The following is a 19,505-nucleotide window of genomic DNA, read 5'->3' as shown; positions in this document are numbered from 1 at the left end:
TGGAGTTGTATGTCATGGATCACATCAGAAGGCGAAAAGAACTAGCTAATTTTCTGCGAACCCGACGAGCTCGCTTATCTCCGCTTCAGGCCGGTCTGCCGGCAAGTAATTCGCGTCGTCGCATTACCGGACTTCGAAGAGAGGAAGTAGCGAGTTTATCAGGGATTTCATTGCCGTGGTACATGGCATTGGAACAAGCACGTGATATTCGCGTATCGGAGCAAGTGCTCGAAAGCTTGGCACGCACCTTGCAGCTGACCAAGGCAGAACACGATCATCTCTTTATATTGGCTAACAATACTCAACTCCCTCAAGCTCACGTCTCGACAGATCCCATTTCCCCTGCACATCATCTCATTCTTGACAGACTAGGGACGTATCCCGCTTATATCATCGATGGTCATTGGAATGTTCGAGCTTGGAACGACATGACGGCTTCATTATGCGGAGATTTTAATCAGATGAGAGGAATCGAGAGAAATGTACTATGGCGCGTTTTTATAGTGGAGGGGTGCAAATCCCGCATCGTGAATTGGGAGCAGGTCGCCAGAAATTTATTGGCCTATTTCAGAGGACAGTATGCTGTTCGCCTAAACGATTCATGGTATGAGGAATTAGTTCTGCAATTGAAGGAAAGAAACAATAAATTCCGTTTGTGGTGGGAGGAGCATGAGGTTGCTGGTCATCTAGAAGGAGAACAGGTGGTGCAGCATCCGACGGCAGGTGTTTTGCCGTTTCGCTACAGTTCATTTCCCATTTCGGATAATGAAGATTTGTTGATGCGCATCTATACACCGCTTGATCCTTTAGGTTCAGAGCCGAAGTTGGCATGTTTATTGCGGAATTCGCAATGAGGTAATTTTGATATCCAGTTTCTTACTGATAACATGTTTGGATCACTAACGTAGATTCAGCGCAGTGGAGGGGGAGATTTCAGGAGTTTGGTTGAAGCATTGGGATGTCCAGATCGAATATGAAAATGTATGAATAAATGACGACAGAGACGCTTCCATCCCCACAACTATGTGGTTTCGGTGGCGTCTTTTGCGTATCTTATGGGAAGAAAAGAATTGACCGAGTCTCATAAGATCTTAGGGAGTATTCGTAAATCCATCGATAGGAATGACTTATAGTTTCTTACTGACTTGAGTGCTAAGTGTACATCATTGTATATTATTGGACGATATAATAACTAGGTATATTCCGAAATTATCCATATTTATTTTGCGGTTGGCCAAAGCAAGTATGTCAGTGTGCAGGAGGCAGTTATGAAAATAAACAGTGTACTAATTTCGCCGAAGCTGTATGACAGCAACGGACAAATGAGCAAGCAGATGAGAACAGTAACCGGAATAATGAATGACGTCCAGCACGACTCCGTTGAAATCAGCCCGACCGGACGGCAGCTATCTGTCGGAGCTATTGAACATCACGTTGGTTCTTACTATGGCAATGCGAATATCCATGAATCCTTGCAGCGCATATTGGAAGGGAAATCCCCTGAAATTAGGAAAGCTGTCTATACGATTATAGAATCCAATCTTGCTCCTGGCGGATCTGTTCCTGATGAAGTCGATCGTTACGCCTTGCAGGAACTTGGGCTAACCCAAGCCAAGTATGTTGCACGGCATTATTTTGACAAAGAAGAGGGTTCCGAATTGCTAAGCACGCTCAATAACATAGCTGTGTTATCCCGAAATCCGGCAGGTGGAGCGGCAACTGGGGCAAATCCATACAGGGAACCCACGCCAAAACCGGTCGGAGCCCCTGACGACTATGTCAATATTACAGATTTAATGAGACGGTTTGCGCCTGACAGCCACCAACAGATGGAGGAAGCTATCATCAATGGTGGTGACTGGTTTGGTGTTCTGATGAAGTTTGCACAGCAAATCCCGCAAAATAAGGACTGGATGAAGAAGTATCGAGAGGAAATGGATGCTGCTAAGAAAGAGGCCTTACCTGTGAAACTAGATAGCCGTTTTGATAAAGCGAACCTGATGGATATGCAAACATTTAGCAAGGATGTTCAACAGATGCTTCAGCAATTGCCGAGAATCGATCGTGAAACAATGGATCGGAACAACGCCTATTTTGCACATGTAATTGGACACACGGTGGCATCAAAAAATTGAATTGTTGATACAGAGTCGCGCTTTTAGGGGAATATAAGCTGCGGCTCTTTTTTTATATACGCCGAAAAAATACACATTTTTTTCAATTCCATATGTCAATATTGACACAATAGAGGGTGAAGGATTACACTAGAAAGAGAGCCATGTCGTCTAAAAGCTGTGACATGGATGTACGGGCGCATTAGAAATCGATTATAGAAAGCTGTGATGTATGTCTATGGAAGAACAAGGTCAACCTATGATGACCAACCGTATGTTCTGGAGTATTATTTTCGCTATATTTTTCGGCAACTTCTTGGCCGTATTAAGTACGAATACAGTCAATATTGCGCTGCCTGTCATGATGAATCATTTCAATACCGATCTGACAACTATCCAATGGGTATTGACGGGATTTATGCTGGCAACAGGGATTATTGCTCCTGCTGTTGGATATTTGGGCAACCGATTCAGTACGAAGCGGTTGTATGTATTTGCCCTTAGTGGGTTTGTGATTTGCTCGATATTGTGTGCAATTTCGTGGAGCGAGTGGAGCTTAATCGTCTTCCGAGTCCTGCAAGGGATGTTCAGCGGCATTATTATGCCAACGACGATGTCGGTCGTCTATCAAGTGATTCCCCGTGAACGGCAAGCGATGGCGATAAGCCTGTGGGGCTTGTCTGCTATGCTCGCACCCGCAGTGGGGCCGACACTCGCCGGATTGATTGTCCATGTTGGGGATTGGCATTGGCTGTTCTGGATGAATGTGCCGATTGGATTGATTGCGATTGTGTCGGTGCTGCGCTACATTCCGATGTATCGTATTTCGAGTGGAGAAACGTTTGATAAGCTTGGTTTCTTCTCCGTCGCGATGGGCAGTCTGTTACTGCTGCTTGCCTTTGGCAATTTGTCCAATTGGGGATGGGGCTCCTGGAAGACAATTGGCTGCATCATTGTCGGCACAATTATCTTAATTGCATTCGTTCGACGCTCACTCCGCATTGAGCATCCGTTGCTGAATTTCCGAGTGTTCCGGTATAAACGATTTGCCTTCAGCATGATCCTCGTTACGATCATTACCATTAGCTTGTATGCGGGCGCGTTATTAACGCCGTTATTTCTGCAGCGGGTACAGGGCTCCTCGACGCTTGTATCAGGTTTAGTCCTCCTTCCTGCATCAGCGCTAATGGCTTTCGTGATGCCGTTCACAGGACGCTGGTATGAACGGTTCGGCCCAGTGAAACTGATCACTACCGGTCTGCTGCTGATGGTGATTGGTACGTACGAGCTGGGACGATTGCAGGTAGATACGCCTCACAGCTACATTACGCTGTGGATGGCAGTTCGCAACGTAGGGATTGCTCTTGCTAATACGCCGATTTTGAATGCAGGCATGTCGGCAATTCCGCGGGAGCTGTCTGGGTACGGATCTTCGATCAACAGCTGGCTGCGTCAAGGGATGGCAAGTTTGTCTATCGGCCTGTTTACGTCCTTGCTGGCTGTACGCGCGCTTCATCATGCAGGGGATCTGCATGGCGTGATTGCCGACGCGGCATTGCTGAAAAATACTGCATTCACGATGAGTATCAATGAGGTGAACATGATCAGCATGGTCATGACCTTAATCGGCTTGCCATTCGTCTATTGGCTTGGGAAGACGCCGAGTCATGCAGCAACGGCGAAAACAGCAGCCGATTAACAAAGAATATCATGCCCAATAGTAGGGCTGTGTAACATCGACCCGTTCTATGTAGTCATACATGGAGCGGGTTGTTTTTATGGGCAAATTTACAAGTTCAGTGTACAATGGAAAAAGAAACGTTGCATTTTCTTATTTTGATATCAACTTGTTGAAATCAAAATAGAAGTCGCAAAGTGTTGTATGCTGTATTGGTGCATGTCAGTACATTTTATGATGTGATAGGTGATGCACATGGTGGATAAGAACAAGAAGCTGGTGGGTGTCGGCGCTGACTTGCCAAGTGATGTCATTGTCTTTCATTCCGAACAGCAGATGAAAGCTCATTTGCCTTGCAAAATGTATAAGCTGGATCATACGTCAGGGAGTATCTGGGACCATACCCATGACTATATACAGATTTGGTATGTTGTTCGAGGGGAGTTCAAGCATTCCATTAATCATCGGACTTATAACATGGTGAAGGGGAATATATTCGTCATTCCGCCCTATGCCGTACATCGGGTCGATATGATTCCTGATCAAGGAATGGAAGTGATCGGATGTGAGTTCCTGCCTCATTTTATCAACGAACGATTTGAGCAGTTGGAATGGAGCGGAGAGTGCTTCGATTTTTCCTATTTGGAGCAGTTTCTGATCGATGAGAAGCACGTGACGCCAAAGGTAGCCTTGACCGGAGAGACCGATATGGAAGTCGGTCGATTGCTTACGGAAATGTTGGAAGAGTACCGGGGGGCAAAGCGATTTTACGAGTTGGTGCTCAAAGCAAATTTATTGAAGCTTCTCTCTGTCATCATTCGTGAATATTCCAAGCTGGCAGATAAGCCGAGTGAAGAGGACGAGCGTGTTGAGAAGTACCGAGAGATGATGAAGGCTGTAATGGACTATATTCATGAGCATTTTGCCGAGGAGCTTAGGCTTGAGCGTCTGTGCAGGCAATTCAACATTTCCAAAACATATTTCTGTTACTTGTTCAAACGATTTACAGGCAAAACATTCAACGACTATCTGATCGACTTGCGTGTGAGCAAGGCAGCGCACTGGCTCATCGCGACGGATAAGTCTGTCACTGAAATCTGCTTCGGCACTGGATTTAATGATTTGGCCTATTTCTCACGCATGTTCAAGCGCCATACAGGCATGTCGCCCTCGAAATATAAGAAGCAGGCGCTTGCGAGTCCATTGTCATAAGCCTGCTGCTTGACGATGCATTTGAAGATTTTGTATACTAAGAGATATTACGAAGCAAGGGGAGATTTTGATGTTGGTGAGCGTTCTTAACTAGTCAATTCCATAGTGAGGCAACGGTTTTGCTGCAGGTGTATGTTCGAATTTTGTCATAGGAACATCCCTGAGAACAAACGTCCAGCGTGACGTTTATTTGAGCATGCTGTTATTAGTCCTCCGGAAACGAGTTAAGAACAGCGGATAAGCAAATCTACGCCAGCATTCCATTCTCTTGGTGCCCGGATCCGTGCTGTATGCAGCACGTTTTTTTTGTAATTATCGTGAATTGTGTGCACTCACCATAGGGGCACTCAAACATGGCCTGGGACAGTTACTGATGAGAACAAGGAATATATAGGCAGAGTATGCACTTACGCATGCTCTGCCTTTTTTGCGTTATACAGACGATACCCGGCATGAACGATACATGCTGCTGTTTTCCGTGAACAGAATCCTTCTTTCCGTGAGGTCATAATATGCGGCTGCTCTCCTACAACAATCAAAGGAGAATCAAGAGGCATGAACGAAACAATGCTGCAAAGACTGGATTATCATAAGGTTAAAGAAAAAGTATCGGAATATGCGGTTTCTTATGCGGGAAAAAACCACGTCGAGAAGATGTGTCCGCTCACGAATATCGATGAGGTACGAAGAGCGTTGGCAGAAGTGACGGAGGCAAGTGATATGCTGAAGCAGGGGGCGAGTGTACCGCTGCCGACCTTACAAGGGATTGAGCATATTATCTCGCTCGTGAATACAGGTTACGTATTCTCGGAAGATGATTTCACGAATGTGGCTGTCTTTCTGCGCAGCTGCGCCCAATTGAAGAAGTATATGCGCGCGAAGTATTCGATTGCGCCTACAGTAAGTCAATATGCTGCGTCGATGTATGAACTGGAGAGCATAAGGGATGAGATTGAGCGCTGCATTCGACATGGTCGAATTACAGATGATGCGAGCAGGGAGCTAAGCAGAGTCCGGCGGAAGGTTATGCAGGTGGAGAGTCGCATCAAGCAAAGACTTGACGGTCTGATGAATAAGCATAGAACACTAATGCAGGAGCATCTGGTAGGGATGCGCGGGGGCAGATATGTGCTGCCCATTAAGAAGGAGCTGCGCAAGCAGTTCCATGGCACCGTGTTGGATGAATCAGCAAGTGGTCAAACCGTGTATATGGAGCCGACAGAAATTGCCCATCTTCAGCATGATCTCGCCCAGTGGCGGATTGCAGAGTCGCAAGAGGAAATGAAGGTGTTGAGCCATTTAACCGAATTGCTGGAAAGATCGACACCTGAGATTAAGATAAACGTGGATACCGTCGGGGTATATGACTACCTATTCGCGCGAGCGAAATACAGCCTTGCGATAGAGGGTCGACCGGTACAGTTGAATGATTGCGGCATCATTGACATTCGTAATGCGAAGCATCCACTGCTAGGCGCGCATACGGTGCCTCTTACATTTCGAATCGGGCGTGGCTACTCCTGCCTGATTATTACGGGTCCGAATACGGGCGGCAAGACGGTTGCCTTGAAAACAGTGGGACTGCTTACGCTTATGGCGCAATCTGGGTTGCTGGTGCCGGCCCAAGAGAACAGTCTGTTCTCCGTATTTCGCAACGTATGTGTGGATATCGGAGATGGCCAGAGCATGGAACAGTCGCTAAGTACATTTTCGGCCCATGTTACGAATGTGATTCATATTCTTGAGGAAGCCGATGCGTCCACGCTTGTATTATTTGACGAAATGGCGTCCGGTACCGATCCTGGTGAAGGGGTTGGTCTGTCGATCGCCATATTGGAGGAGCTGCGGAGAAGGGGATCAATTGTACTTGCCACAACGCACTTCAATGAAATCAAGCATTTCGCAACTGCTACGGCGGGCTTTGAAAATGCAAGGATGGAATTCGATGCAGACACTCTGCAGCCGCGATATCAGCTGCGCATTGGGGAAGCTGGGAGCAGCTATGCCTTCCTCATTGCTGCGAAGCTGGGTCTGTCAGCCGATATCATTAGCCGCTCACAGCATGTTACACAATCGCTTAGTGCAGGTACTTTCCGAGCTGAGAATGCTGCTGCATCAGATGGGAAGTCTGCAATTTCTGAGGCTGATGCACCCAACGGAGAGATCTCCATTTCCAGAGGAGAACAGGGTTCAGACCGAGATGAGGCAGAGGATAAAGCAACGGCTGTTGAGACAGTAACCCTCGTCGAAAGTGATGGCAGCGCAAATCTTCCTGTGAGCAGAGAAAAGGAAAGACATGCAACACCTACAGAGGGTACTAAGGAGTCTAAGATTTCTAGGGAGACTAAGATTTCTAAGGATTCCGATAACAGCAAGAACCCTCCTGCTAAGCTGCAAAAAGGGGACTGCGTCTATATTGCTTATTTGAAGCGTACGGGCATCGTGTATGAGGAAGAGGACTTACGCGGCAATGTAGGGGTACTCATTCAGCACCAGAAGGTGAAAATTAACAAGAAACGCCTCACGCTGTACATTGAGAAGCAGGATTTGTACCCGGAGGACTATGACATGGACATTGTGTTCGAGTCGAAGGAGAATCGCAAGAAAAAGAAGATCATGTCCCGCAAGCATGTCGAGGGCATCACGATTGAGTATCCATCTGAATAATGAGATAACGCCATGTGAAGAGGCCTTCTATTTTATTAGAGGGTCTCTGTTCGTGGTGGATCCGACATAAACAAAAATATTCTGTAAAAATGAGACAAACGTCCTGGGCAGAAGCAATTTGCTAGCCAAAGCGGATACCGCATCTTTGTCTCCTTCTCCCTGTATATTCCTGTATTAGAGAAACAAATGGGAGTATCTCACATCCTCAACTGCATCTGTGAAAGAAAGTCCAATATTTGTGGACTATAGTGCAATGTGCGGCGTACAAACTTTTTTATAATGTAGTGGAGACAGTTAGTATTCGTTGGAACCGCTTGCAAATAAGCAGAGAATTGAAAACTTATCTGAAGACAACGATGAAATGGAGTGGGCTGCTGTGAAATTAGGAGTTAGCATTTATAGTTTGTATGCTGCATTGCAGGACAAACGTCTAAGTATATCCGGAGCATTGGAATGGATGAAGGAGAATGGCGCAGATCACGCAGAAATCGTGGACTTGGATTTGGATCTGCTCAACCATCCAGAGCGTGTAGAAGAGATTCGTACAACAGCAGAACGGATTGGGCTTGAATTGTCCAATTATTGCATTGGCGCGAACTTTGCAGGTCATGACGAAGAGGGATTGAAGCGTGAAATCGAGCGTGTGAAGTCGCATGTTGATGTGGCAAATCGCCTTGGTGTGAAGTTCATGCGTCATGATGTGGCATCGCGTCCGCTTGAACAGACAGGTGCTGCTTATTTCGAGCAGGATTTCCCTCAGCTTGTCGAAGCATGCCGGGAAATTGCAGATTATGCTGCCCAGTATGACATTGTCACAAGCGTGGAGAATCACGGATTCTATACGCAAGCTAGCGAGCGTGTGAAGCGTCTCGTGCTTGCCGTAGATCGCGACAACTACAGAACGACCATTGATGTAGGCAACTTCGTATGTGTAGACGAGAATCCACTCATTGCCGTGAAGAACAACCTTGAATTGGCGTCGATGGTGCACTTCAAGGACTTCTATATACGTCCAGCGGATCGCAATCCTGGTCAAGGCTGGTTCCGCTCTCTGCATGGCAATTATTTGCGCGGTGCAATCGTGGGTCAAGGAGACTTGCCAATCTACGATATCGTTCGCGCGGTGAAGGCATCTGGATTTGACGGCTATGTCAGCATTGAATTCGAAGGGATGGAAGACTGCCTCAAAGGCACGAAAATTGCGATGGACAATGCCCGCCGCATTTGGGAAGAAGTATAAATTCGACAGATCATTCTGGATGAAACACACAGATCAAAATTAGGAGGACTAACATATGAGCAAAGTAAAAGTTGCAGTTATTGGTACAGGTTCGATCTCGGAAATGCACTTTAATGGCTATAAGAACAATAGCGAAGCAGAAATTATTGCTGTGTGCGATTTGAATGCGGAACGTGCGAAGGAGAAGGCAGTCAAGTACGAAGCTCCAGATGCGATCGTATATACGGATTATCATGAATTGCTTCAAAATCCAGATATTGATGCAGTAAGCATCTGTACATGGAATAATTCCCACGCACCAATTGCGATTGCAGCGCTCGAAGCAGGCAAGCATGTACTTGTAGAGAAGCCGCTTTGCATGACAGTTGAGGAAGCGCTTGCGGTACAAGAAGCACAGAAGAAGAGCGGCAAGACGCTGCAAATCGGTTATGTGCGCCGTTATGGCACGAATACACGTGTATTGAAAAAATTCATTGACGAAGGCGAGCTTGGCGAGATTTATTATGCGAAGGCATCCTGCATTCGCCGTCTTGGCAACCCAGGCGGCTGGTTCAGCGATAAGGAACGTTCCGGCGGCGGCCCATTGATCGATATCGGCGTTCACGTAATCGACCTGTGCTGGTACTTGATGGGCAAGCCGAAGGTGAAATCGGTAAGCGGCAATGCGTATTATAAGCTTGGAAATCGCAACCATATCGAGCACTTGGACTTCTATAAGGCAGCGGATTATGACGGTGGTAAGGTGAACACGGTTGAGGATATGGCAAATGCGCTTATCCGCTTTGAAAATGGTGCATCCCTTGCGGTGGACTGCAGCTTCTCGCTTCATGTGCAGAAGGATGATATGTATGTGAAATTGTTCGGCGACAAGGGTGGCGCTGAAGTAGAGCCTGAATTGAAGATCATTGGCGAGAAGCATAACACGATCTTGAACATGACGCCGCAAATTGATCATCTGACATTTGATTTCAACAATGGCTTCCAAGGCGAAGTCGATCATTTCATCGATTGCGTGCAAGGTCGCACAGAGACGATCTGCCCTGCAGAAGATGGCGTAGAAATGATGAAGATTTTGTGCGGCATTTACGAGTCTAGCACAAAAGGGACAGAAGTTGTTTATTCCTAATTGAAGCTTCTATCGATGCATGAATGGATCCAGAGCTTGGTGTTGCGTTAGTTCTCAGTTGAGGCTATCCGTGTTAGGCAATGCATGATTTATGTCTGAACCAAGTTCAAGTATGAACCTGAATCATAGATGTCACGGAAAGACAATATCACTACCACTATAATTGAAGGAGTGAAATTTCATGACGATAATTACGAACCCTATCGGAGTCATTACAGACAGCTTCCGCATTCCTGTGCGGGAAGCGTTGGTGAAAGCTAAGGAAGTGGGCGCAGACGGTGTCCAAATCTATGCGGTTAGCGGAGAAATGGATCCGGCAAACCTATCGCCTCAAGCGCGCAAAGAAATGCGCAGTTATATCGAATCACTCGGTCTGCACGTATCTGCACTGTGCGGTGACTTGGGCGGACACGGCTTCCAAGATAAAGAGGCGAATCCGGCTAAGGTGGAGAAGTCCAAGCGCATTTTGGACTTGGCACTTGATCTGGGGACGAATGTGGTAACGACGCATATCGGTATCGTGCCGCATGAGCAGAATTATATTTTCGAAGCGATGCAGCAGTCTTGCGAGGAGTTGAGCCAATACGCGAACAGCCTTGGCGCGCACTTCGCTATTGAGACGGGGCCAGAGCCTGCGGCACATTTGAAGTCTTTCCTCGATACGTTGTCCGGCATAGGAGTAGCTGTCAACTTCGACCCTGCGAATATGGTCATGGTTACAGGGGATGATCCGGTTCAAGGCGTACATACGCTGAAGGATTACATCGTCCACACACATGTGAAGGATGGCGTGAGATTGCGTGAGGTTGACCCGCGTACCGTATACGGCATGCTGGGCTTCGAGCCAATGTCGCATGAGAAGATTGCGGAAATGGCAACGAGCGGTCCATTTGAAGAGCTGCCGCTTGGCGAAGGCAAAGTTGACTTCGATGCTTACTTCCAAGCTCTTGTTGATATCGGCTACAAAGGCTATTTGACGATTGAGCGTGAAGCAGGCGAAACACCTGAAGTAGACATCCGCAAGGCTGTGGAATTCATTAAGCGTTATAGATAATAGTTCGAGTTTCAGAAGGGACAGATGTCGCAAGTTATGCGGCTTCTGTCTCTTTTTCTTTTGTCTATCATGGGTCGATCTTTCGTTTATAGGGAAGGTAGTCTGTAAAAATATGAGATGAAAGCGATGTCATAAAAATAGACTGACATATTTCTTGTGTGCTTTTACATAAGGTAAGAAGGGTAGTTCGATATTTTGTACAGAGAATAGGAGTGGTAATGTGCACGCGATCGACAAGTTGGCACGCATGGTAGGCGAAGTGAAGGAAGATGCTGCTTGGGAGATAAAGCTTACTCCTGAGACGAACCTGGTCGATGAGGTTGGCCTCGATTCACTGCAACTGATTCAGCTTATGTTGAAGGTGGAGGAGCAGTTCAACGTGCAAATGGATTTTGAGCGGTTCGATTACGAGCATTTGCAGACGGCTCGGGCCTTCATAGGATTTCTGGAATCACTTGGTGCTGAGGTGCAGCTGCATGCGTAGTCCTCTGCCGGAGGAACTGCTGCTAAGATCTATGCCGCTCTATGATGGGCCGCGCCTTGTCATGGGCATGTTCGATGCGGAAGCCTATTGGCGTCCTTCCGAGCTGGCGAAGCTGCCATCGCTTCGGCCAGTGCAAGAGCACGCTGCTGCCGATTATATGGACGAGCTGCTGTTCCCATTGTGCGGAGAAGATGGCCTCGCCGTGACCCGTCATCCACGGAATGCGGCGCAAGCTGCCTATTTGCATGATGCAGGATTTTACTTCCGCTCGTTGGCATGCAACAACGCTCAGACTAACGGGAACGAGCAGAGGAATAAGGATGTATTCCAACTCGTATCGGAGCAATGCACAGAGCCGAAATGGAAGAGATTGATGCGGGAACTCCCGCTTGCTGCTTACGCGGTTATTCCCTCTGCGGAGGCGTTTGTTCAAAAGTATGGCCTGGACGGCGCAATTCCTGATGCGGAAGTCGTTAAACAGGTGAATTCGAAGGCGTATTCGCTTCGTCTTGCACAGCAGTTAGATTTGAACCCTCCAGGCAGACTTGCAGAGGGAGTGGATGCCGTGCAGCAAATTGGCGCTGAATTGCTTAACCGTCACGGCAAGCTCATCTTGAAGGATCCCTACGGAGTATCAGGCAGCGGAAATCTAGTCGTCGAAGTTTCGGCACTTCTTACTCGCCTAACTGATTATCTACGTGCTCAGGAGAGGGCAGGCAAGCAGGTACAGTTGATCGTTGAACCTTGGCTGAATAAGCAGGCGGACTTCTCCTGCCAATTGTATATCGCATCGAACGGATGGACGGAACTGCTCGGCGTACAGCGAATGGTGAATAGACAGTTGAATTATGGCGGTTCATATGCAGCGGATGCACATCTAGTGAACCGATTGGCAGAAGCGGGTTACTTCGAACATATGGAACGTTTGGCCGCTCAGATGTATATTGACGGCTATTTCGGGCCCGTATGCATTGACTCTATGCTGCTGGAAAACGGTGAAGTGTTTCCAGTAGTGGAGATTAACGCTCGACATTCCATGGGAATGCTGAACCATTGCTTAGACGCCCACTTGGAACGCTGGGGGAAGCGCAGCTTCTTGACATGTCTCCAGCTTGGGCTCCCTGAACGGGAGCAGCAATCGACAATGCGGCCTGCAAGCATGGTAGAAGAAGACGCAAGAACCGCAGGAACCGCCGATCAAGATTTGTCTAGCTCCAGCACTCAATTCGAGCAGTTGTTGATGCAATTGGATGAAATAGAACTGTTATGCACACCGGAACGTCGCACGGGCGTGATGCCGTTGTCTGCGAATACTCTCTTCTCACCAACCGTTCAGAACCGCTCAGGACGCTGGTATGTGTCACTTGTTGCGGATAATGCTGCCGAGAGTGAGGCGTTAGGCAGTCAGCTTCATCAAGCGCTTTTGGCATTCGGCTACCGGATTTATTCATAGATAAGATGGAACAGCATCGATCGCAAAGTAGGTGTTCACACTGCTAAATACTTCACCCATTACCATTCTTACCTCGGGAAATTCACTCGGTGCTTATGTACCGGGGATTCGACTTGTAGAGCAACTTAGACGGCGCGGGATTCCAGCAGAAGCTGAAGTGCTGGAGCGCCTCTTCCCTGAGGAGACACGCCGCAATATGATTCGCACGAAGCAGCTTTTTCACAATAGCTTCGAGGCAGCTAAGATGGGAACCCGAATGGCGCGAGATATTGGTCTGACGCTGGATGAAGGGGCCGTAGCCAATCTGCTTCAGCGATGGAGAGATGAGGGAAGGTCGGTCTTCCTTGCTGTTACAGGGTTCTGGATACCTGTTCTGCAGCGATATGAGAAGATGATGCATCCTGAGCCAATACGCGCAGAGTTCTTACGACTGGATGCAGTCGATACGCCGTCCTACCGTCCATATGAAGATGTATACCCCCGCTATCGCCATCATTGGCTGTACAGACTGGGGAGAGAGGGTACAAGCGAACTTCATGCCAAGTTGACCATGTCGGATGCAGATTTCGTTCCCTATCCAGAGCGCGAGAGACGGATTGTCGTGCACGGAGGTGGCTGGGGGATCGGTACTTATCGGAGCAAGATTGCGAATATCCAGCGCCATTACTCACTTGCCATCGTGGCATACCATTCAGAGGAAGTGCTAGATGCGCTGCCGTGCGACCGAATCTATATGGCCGATCCAAATTGGCACCCGTGGCTGGAGGAATCACTGTCGTATGATCGGACTATGCAGGCTGCTCAAGCCACTCAAACTGCTCAAACCACTCTAACCACTCTAACCACTCTAACCACTCTAACCAATCGAATTGATACAGCTTATCCGCCAATGGCTGAATGGAAACGGAATGAACCGCTCACCTACGAACGGGGCACGAACGGGCCGCTGCTGTATGAGGTGATTCGAAACAGCTTGGCCATCGTCAGCAAGCCTGGTGGCGGAACACTCATCGATTCGTTGTCATCCGCCACCCCATTAATTTATCTTGAGCCATTCGGCGAACACGAACGGGCAAATGCAGAGCTATGGGAACAGCTCGGCTTCGGCATTTCCTATGACCGCTGGCTAGAGGCGGATTGTTCTTGGGAAATGCTGTATGAGCTGCACTGTAATTTAAAAAGCCAAACGCTTTCACTATCTGATTTCGGAGGGATGTATACATGACGCAACCGAAGACAAGTGCGACGTTAACGCGGACAGAGTTCCGTTCCTTGAAGCAGACGCTTCATAATATGAGCACGGGAAGCCGAGGTCTGAAGGAGGATCCATCCTTTGCCTTCGATCTGCCAAGGGATATCGGCATTAAATTGAACAATGGCTGCAACTTGCGCTGCAAGCACTGCTTCGAGTGGAATCCCGACGGTTACCATCATGAATTCGAGCGTCAGGAAGCACGGAGAGAAATCGAATTCTCGTTAGTCGAGAAAATATTTGAAGAAACGAGACCTTACCGCTCGCGCATGTTCCTGTGGGGCGGCGAGCCGCTCATGTACTCGAAGCTGGATGAACTGTGCGAGCTGCTGGCGGCAGATCCTCGAATTGCGACGATCTGCACAAATGCGGTGCTGGTCGAGCAGAAGCTGGATTCGCTGCTCAAGCTGCCGGAGGGTGTCACACTGCTGGCTAGTCTGGAAGGATTCGAGGAGGAGAATGATGCGATTCGCGGACGAGGGATCTTCCAGAAGGTAACGGCGGCTATACAGCTGTTGCTGGATAAGAAGCGCTCGGGTGAGTTCAAGGGGGATGTATCGATCAGCCTGACGATCAATGACGCGATGGTAACTCGACTATATGAGTTCATGGAATATTTCGAAGAAGTGGGGGTCAATTCTGTCTATTTTGTTTTCCCATGGTATATTCCGGAGGCTGTTGCAGAGCGAATGGATTCGTACTTTGCCGAGCATTTCGGGTGGCTGGAAGCGGCCCACGATCCGATGAAGAAGAGCTGGCATTCGTTCACGTATCATTTGTCGCCGGAGAACTTAGAGCCGCTGCTTGCGGAGATGGAGAAATTGCGTTCACGCGTCTGGAATAATCGCATTCGTTTTCAACCTGCATTAGAAGCGGACGAGGTGCGAGAGTTCATTCTCGGCACCGAGCGTCCGGGCATGCGCCGGAAGGAATGTCTGGCCTTATCTACGCGCATGGATGTGCTGCCTAACGGCAAGGTGAATCCATGCAAGTTCTTCCCGGAATTCACAATTGCGGACTTGCGGGAATCCAGTTTGAAAGAAGTCTTCCACGGAGAGAGCTACAACAAGCAGCGCGAAGTATTGTCCTGTGGATTAACGCCGGTATGCTCGAAGTGCGTGCTCCTGTATAATAATGGCGCTTAAACGCTGACGGGAAGGGGAAGGACTCCCATGAGTGCGATTACGGTCAGAGGATTAAGCAAGACATTCACCTATTACCGCAAGCAGAACGGTCTTAAACATTCCATTCGGAATCTATTTCATCGGGAACAGTTGTACCGTCATGCTGTTTCTTCAATTTCATTTGAGATTGAGCAGGGAGAAGCGGTCGGATTCATTGGTCCGAATGGGGCGGGAAAGACCACTACGTTGAAGATGTTGACTGGTATCTTGCACCCAACGGATGGGGAAGCACGTGTACTCGGCTACGTGCCGTGGGAGCGCCAGCAAGCGTTCAAGCGCCGCTTCGCGATTGTCATGGGGCAGAAGAGTCAGCTATGGTGGGATTTGCCGGCGAATGAATCGATTTATTTGAACAAATGTATCTATGGCGTGGACGATCTGGAGTACCGCAAAACGTTGGATGAGCTTGCTGAAATGCTGGACGTTACGCATTTGCTGGGTGTGCAGGTGCGGCGATTATCGCTAGGTGAACGGATGAAAATGGAGATGATTGCAGCGCTAATTCATCGCCCCCAATTGCTGTTTCTTGACGAACCTACGCTCGGCCTCGATTTTGCCGCACAACAAAATGTTCGCCAGTTCCTAAAGGCCTACAAGGAGGAGAAGAAAGCGACAATCCTCTTAACAAGTCATTACATGCGTGACATCGAGCATGTATGCAGCAGGGCGCTCGTGATTCATAGCGGAGAAATTGCCTATGACGGGGCGCTTGCGCGGATGAGCGGATCATTCGGACGGCGCAAGCGAATGAAAGTACGATTTACTGCATTCGTTCCGCCTGAGCAGCTGCAAGAACTTGTTCGTCTTCTTGCCGAGGTGCGGGAGCATCAAGGAATGTCGGCTGAATTGGAAGTGGCAGCGGATGAGGTGAAGCCGCTGGCACGATTGCTGCTGGATCATGATCTCGTTGAGGATTGGACGGTCGAGGATGTTCCAATCGAGGAAGTCATCGAACAACTATATGAAGCAAAATGTGCAGAACGAGAAGGGGAAGAAACGGATGGGGAAGCTTCCGGAGCAGAACGACATGCAGCAGAAGGATAACCGTAATCAGGATGAGTGCAGACAGGAAGAACATAGTCAGAATGAGCATAGCCAGGATGAGCATAGCCAGGATAAACCTAATGAGGGCGATCCTAATCAACGGAGCGAGGATAGGGCGGAATCTACATCCAATCGGAGGAAATACGGCAAGTATGCTGCCGCCTTCGGGATCGGATTTCAATCTTCGCTCGAATATAGGTTCCAATTCGTCATTGGACTTATCAGTCTCTTCTTTCCGATCGGCATTCAGTCCCTGATATGGAGCGCGGTGTACCGCAATTCGGAGCAGCACACACTTTACGGATATGACTACGGACAAATGATCATGTACACGATTCTATCCGGTCTTATTGCGAAGTTCGTTATGACACAGCTGGAACACACAATCGCCGAAGACATTAAGAGCGGCGGGCTGAACGCTTATTTAATTCGCCCCATTAGTTACTTCTGGTATCGGGTATCAGCTTATGCAGGGAGCCGCGTCGTGACGGACAGTATCCTGCTCGGCTTAGTTGCAGCCGTGCTGTTCGCCGCTTCCCGTTATGGTCATGCTGTGCTGTCTTCAAGCCGCATCGCCTTATTTGCTGCTGCGCTTTTGCTTGCGGTAGCTGTACAGTTTCTACTCTCCTACGCCATATGCGCCTTAGCGTTTCGTCTTGCAGAGATCTCGTACTTCTTCGTGATCACAGGTCTACTTGTGCAAATTCTAAGCGGCGGCATCGTACCGCTTGAGGTATTCGGCGATACGCTCAATGGATGGTTCAATTTGCTCCCGTTCAAGTACACCATTTACTTCCCGGTCAATGTGCTGAACGGTCGATTGAGCGAGGGAGAAGCGTTAACGGGACTGCTTATCCAGTGCGGCTGGATTGCTCTGCTTGCAGGAGCAGCACATCTCGCTTGGCGAGCCGGGCTTAAGCGGTACATCGGGCTGGGAGGTTGAAGATGGGATGAGAACAAGCTGGTACTCGTTATCTTGGTGTCGTTCTTGGACTGACAGTGCGAGAAGTTACTTGCGTTTATACGGCGTGTTCGTGAAAAATTGCCTCGCTGCAAGCATGGAATATCGGTTCAACTTCTGGATGGGCATCGCTGTGGAGATTGCCTTCCTCTGTGCCAAGGCGTTATATATTCTAATTGTGTATCAGACCGATCTGCATATCGGAAGCTTGACACCAGATCATATTCTGCTGTTCATTGGCACTTATACGATGATGACAGGGCTCTACATGGGACTTTTCTATGTGAATTTCATTCGGCTGCAGCAATATGTGCGCGACGGGACGCTTGATCTGATGTTGACGAAGCCGATATCGCTGCAATTTTTTGTGTCGCTGCGTTATGTCGATATTGGTCTGCCTATCCCGAATGTCATCGCCGGTGCGGTTATGATCGGCATCGGCTGGCATCGCGCGAATCTGCCGCTGGATGGCAATATCTTCGGCTTCTTCGCCTTGTTGTTATCTGCGCTGCTTGTCACGTATGGCATCATGCTGCTGCCTGCGCTGCTTGCGTTCCGTTTCGTTCAGACTGGCGCAGTGACCGAGATTGCTCATTCGATTTGGGACGCGAACAATATGCCTTTAGATATTTTCCCACGTTGGCTGCAGCGTATCGGCGTGTACGTGATTCCGATTTTTCTAATTAGCAACTATGCTCCGAAGTTTGTGCTTCATGAGCTGGCCGCATGGGATATTGTGTGGGCTATTGCAGCACCGCTCCTGCTGCTTCTCACAACGAGATGGTGCTGGAAGCGGGCTGTAGTTGGATATAGCAGCGCTGGAAGCTAGATAAGGAACGGAGTTATATGGAAGGTAGGAAGAACACGAACATTAGGGACGGAAGTACTGAAGGACGGTGAATTCAAATGGCTGAACAAGAACAAGAACAAGAACAAGAACAAGAACAAGAACATGAACGGGCACAGGCACAGATGCAAGTGAAAGAAAGACAGCGCTATGAACAAGGCTTTCTCGATTGTCGGAATGTCCAAGTATCGATTGCGCTTCAGGAGTGGGGAGTTCCTGTTGAGCTGTTGTATTACAATGCGTGGGAGAGCACGCGCTCGGTTTATGAGCACTTATATGTAAATAAGAAGCTTCCATGGCTGTATGAATCCCCGTGCCTTGTTCCGTCTGAACTGGGGCTAATCGGAGTCGCCTATGATGAAGTGCAGTATGCGACATATGAAGATGCTGATACCATTTTGCAAGACGTCGACTATTCAGAACAAGCGGCCTTTCTCTGGATCGTATGCGGTGAGTCGCCATATGTGAAGCCAGGATTCTACGGGCATCCAGAATCGGTGCATTCGGTGTGGGTTCAGGGTCTATCCAGCACGTCTAGCCTAGACTCTGAGCTGGCCGATTGCACAGCCGGGGCAGGTTACTGGGTGCGTGATACTTATCCCGAATTCGAAGGATTCGTATCTGAGACTGATTTCCGTCGAATGGTAGATAGTCCGTATGTACATCTAGAAGATAGACAGGTATTCCTTGTACGTCGGCCCGAGCGGAATGACTCAGCGGATAAGGGGCAGATCATGGAGCGTTTCCTAGAGCGGCAGCGAGGGCTTCATGACGATGCAACGTTCTATGACATGATCAGCCGGACGGTGAATCAGCCGGAGCCGGATTTCTTCCCGAAATGGACGGAGTTGTACGACTGTCATTCTCATGCGTTCAAATTTCTTGCAGGTTCCCGTTATGCTTACTCTTGCTTCGCAGAGACCTTGGTGTCAAGTGAACATCCTTGGGTACGGCTGCTGCGAAACATTGCCCGCAGGGCGGATAAGTTGAAGAACGTGTTCTTAATGGCTGCTCAAAGCGGTCGTGTGGATGGCCAGGTCGTTCATCGGATGTGCACGGATTTGTACAGACTTGAGCAAGAGTGGCTCGCAAGCGGTCATGTAGAGCTTGGACGAGAGGCCCAGCTTCGGAGATAGAACAGAATATCCGCTTATGAATGCAGGATGACGGAGGGGCAATCCAAGCAGTT

The 19,505-nt window shown here is 48.6% G+C and carries 16 protein-coding genes; all 16 read left to right on the top strand.

Features of this window, described 5'->3' with window-relative positions:
* The first annotated feature begins 14 nt into the window (after positions 1-14).
* Entirely contained in the window at positions 15-854 is an 840-nt protein-coding gene (locus M3661_RS20690; RefSeq protein ID WP_251488198.1) for a helix-turn-helix transcriptional regulator, read from the top strand.
* A 414-nt stretch (positions 855-1,268) separates the two neighbouring features.
* Positions 1,269-2,135 (top strand): hypothetical protein, encoded by an 867-nt coding sequence (locus tag M3661_RS20685; protein WP_065292382.1) that lies wholly within the window; start codon positions 1,269-1,271, stop codon positions 2,133-2,135.
* A 211-nt stretch (positions 2,136-2,346) separates the two neighbouring features.
* Positions 2,347-3,813: an MDR family MFS transporter gene (locus M3661_RS20680; RefSeq protein ID WP_251488195.1), complete on the top strand. Its 1,467-nt coding sequence runs from the start codon at positions 2,347-2,349 to the stop codon at positions 3,811-3,813.
* A gap of 234 nt (positions 3,814-4,047) precedes the next feature.
* Positions 4,048-5,004, top strand: coding sequence for a helix-turn-helix domain-containing protein (locus M3661_RS20675; protein ID WP_083189323.1), 957 nt, complete (start codon positions 4,048-4,050; stop codon positions 5,002-5,004).
* 555 nt (positions 5,005-5,559) lie between these two features.
* Entirely contained in the window at positions 5,560-7,671 is a 2,112-nt protein-coding gene (locus tag M3661_RS20670; RefSeq protein WP_251488193.1) for an endonuclease MutS2, read from the top strand.
* Between the two features lie 376 nt (positions 7,672-8,047).
* Positions 8,048-8,911: a sugar phosphate isomerase/epimerase family protein gene (locus M3661_RS20665; RefSeq protein WP_065292395.1), complete on the top strand. Its 864-nt coding sequence runs from the start codon at positions 8,048-8,050 to the stop codon at positions 8,909-8,911.
* Between the two features lie 55 nt (positions 8,912-8,966).
* A complete protein-coding gene (locus M3661_RS20660) occupies positions 8,967-10,037 on the top strand; it encodes a Gfo/Idh/MocA family protein (RefSeq protein ID WP_021257596.1) in 1,071 nt (356 codons plus the stop codon).
* Between the two features lie 181 nt (positions 10,038-10,218).
* Positions 10,219-11,091, top strand: coding sequence for a sugar phosphate isomerase/epimerase family protein (locus M3661_RS20655; protein ID WP_065292384.1), 873 nt, complete (start codon positions 10,219-10,221; stop codon positions 11,089-11,091).
* Between the two features lie 220 nt (positions 11,092-11,311).
* A complete protein-coding gene (locus tag M3661_RS20650; protein ID WP_083189324.1) occupies positions 11,312-11,575 on the top strand; it encodes an acyl carrier protein in 264 nt (87 codons plus the stop codon).
* Positions 11,568-13,028 (top strand): ATP-grasp domain-containing protein, encoded by a 1,461-nt coding sequence (locus M3661_RS20645; RefSeq protein WP_251488190.1) that lies wholly within the window; start codon positions 11,568-11,570, stop codon positions 13,026-13,028. The genes M3661_RS20650 and M3661_RS20645 overlap by 8 nt, the downstream gene beginning before the upstream one ends.
* 31 nt (positions 13,029-13,059) lie before the next feature.
* Entirely contained in the window at positions 13,060-14,253 is a 1,194-nt protein-coding gene (locus M3661_RS20640) for a hypothetical protein (RefSeq protein WP_397376538.1), read from the top strand.
* Entirely contained in the window at positions 14,250-15,425 is a 1,176-nt protein-coding gene (locus M3661_RS20635) for a radical SAM protein (RefSeq protein ID WP_065292386.1), read from the top strand. The genes M3661_RS20640 and M3661_RS20635 overlap by 4 nt, the downstream gene beginning before the upstream one ends.
* A gap of 27 nt (positions 15,426-15,452) precedes the next feature.
* A complete protein-coding gene (locus tag M3661_RS20630; RefSeq protein WP_065292387.1) occupies positions 15,453-16,508 on the top strand; it encodes an ABC transporter ATP-binding protein in 1,056 nt (351 codons plus the stop codon).
* Complete coding sequence (locus M3661_RS20625) at positions 16,465-17,451, top strand: ABC transporter permease (RefSeq protein WP_251488187.1); 987 nt, start codon at positions 16,465-16,467, stop codon at positions 17,449-17,451. The genes M3661_RS20630 and M3661_RS20625 overlap by 44 nt, the downstream gene beginning before the upstream one ends.
* 7 nt (positions 17,452-17,458) lie before the next feature.
* Positions 17,459-18,298: an ABC transporter permease gene (locus tag M3661_RS20620; protein ID WP_251488184.1), complete on the top strand. Its 840-nt coding sequence runs from the start codon at positions 17,459-17,461 to the stop codon at positions 18,296-18,298.
* Positions 18,299-18,375: 77 nt separating this feature from the next.
* On the top strand, positions 18,376-19,452 hold the full coding sequence (locus M3661_RS20615; RefSeq protein WP_251488182.1) for a hypothetical protein: 1,077 nt from the start codon (positions 18,376-18,378) through the stop codon (positions 19,450-19,452).
* The last annotated feature ends 53 nt before the right edge of the window (positions 19,453-19,505 follow it).

Source organism: Paenibacillus sp. MER 180 (assembly GCF_023713665.1).
GTDB lineage: Bacteria > Bacillota > Bacilli > Paenibacillales > Paenibacillaceae > Paenibacillus_B > Paenibacillus_B suaedae.
This window is presented reverse-complemented; position numbering and strand designations above follow the sequence as displayed.

What these genes read in the sequence shown, in the direction of transcription:
- M3661_RS20690 (WP_251488198.1), top strand. Translation starts at nt 15, where the DNA reads ATGGATCACATCAGAAGGCGAAAAGAACTAGCTAATTTTCTGCGAACC.
- M3661_RS20685 (WP_065292382.1), top strand. Translation starts at nt 1,269, where the DNA reads ATGAAAATAAACAGTGTACTAATTTCGCCGAAGCTGTATGACAGCAAC.
- M3661_RS20680 (WP_251488195.1), top strand. Translation starts at nt 2,347, where the DNA reads ATGTCTATGGAAGAACAAGGTCAACCTATGATGACCAACCGTATGTTC.
- M3661_RS20675 (WP_083189323.1), top strand. Translation starts at nt 4,048, where the DNA reads ATGGTGGATAAGAACAAGAAGCTGGTGGGTGTCGGCGCTGACTTGCCA.
- M3661_RS20670 (WP_251488193.1), top strand. Translation starts at nt 5,560, where the DNA reads ATGAACGAAACAATGCTGCAAAGACTGGATTATCATAAGGTTAAAGAA.
- M3661_RS20660 (WP_021257596.1), top strand. Translation starts at nt 8,967, where the DNA reads ATGAGCAAAGTAAAAGTTGCAGTTATTGGTACAGGTTCGATCTCGGAA.
- M3661_RS20655 (WP_065292384.1), top strand. Translation starts at nt 10,219, where the DNA reads ATGACGATAATTACGAACCCTATCGGAGTCATTACAGACAGCTTCCGC.
- M3661_RS20645 (WP_251488190.1), top strand. Translation starts at nt 11,568, where the DNA reads ATGCGTAGTCCTCTGCCGGAGGAACTGCTGCTAAGATCTATGCCGCTC.
- M3661_RS20635 (WP_065292386.1), top strand. Translation starts at nt 14,250, where the DNA reads ATGACGCAACCGAAGACAAGTGCGACGTTAACGCGGACAGAGTTCCGT.
- M3661_RS20630 (WP_065292387.1), top strand. Translation starts at nt 15,453, where the DNA reads ATGAGTGCGATTACGGTCAGAGGATTAAGCAAGACATTCACCTATTAC.
- M3661_RS20625 (WP_251488187.1), top strand. Translation starts at nt 16,465, where the DNA reads ATGGGGAAGCTTCCGGAGCAGAACGACATGCAGCAGAAGGATAACCGT.
- M3661_RS20620 (WP_251488184.1), top strand. Translation starts at nt 17,459, where the DNA reads ATGAGAACAAGCTGGTACTCGTTATCTTGGTGTCGTTCTTGGACTGAC.
- M3661_RS20615 (WP_251488182.1), top strand. Translation starts at nt 18,376, where the DNA reads ATGGCTGAACAAGAACAAGAACAAGAACAAGAACAAGAACAAGAACAT.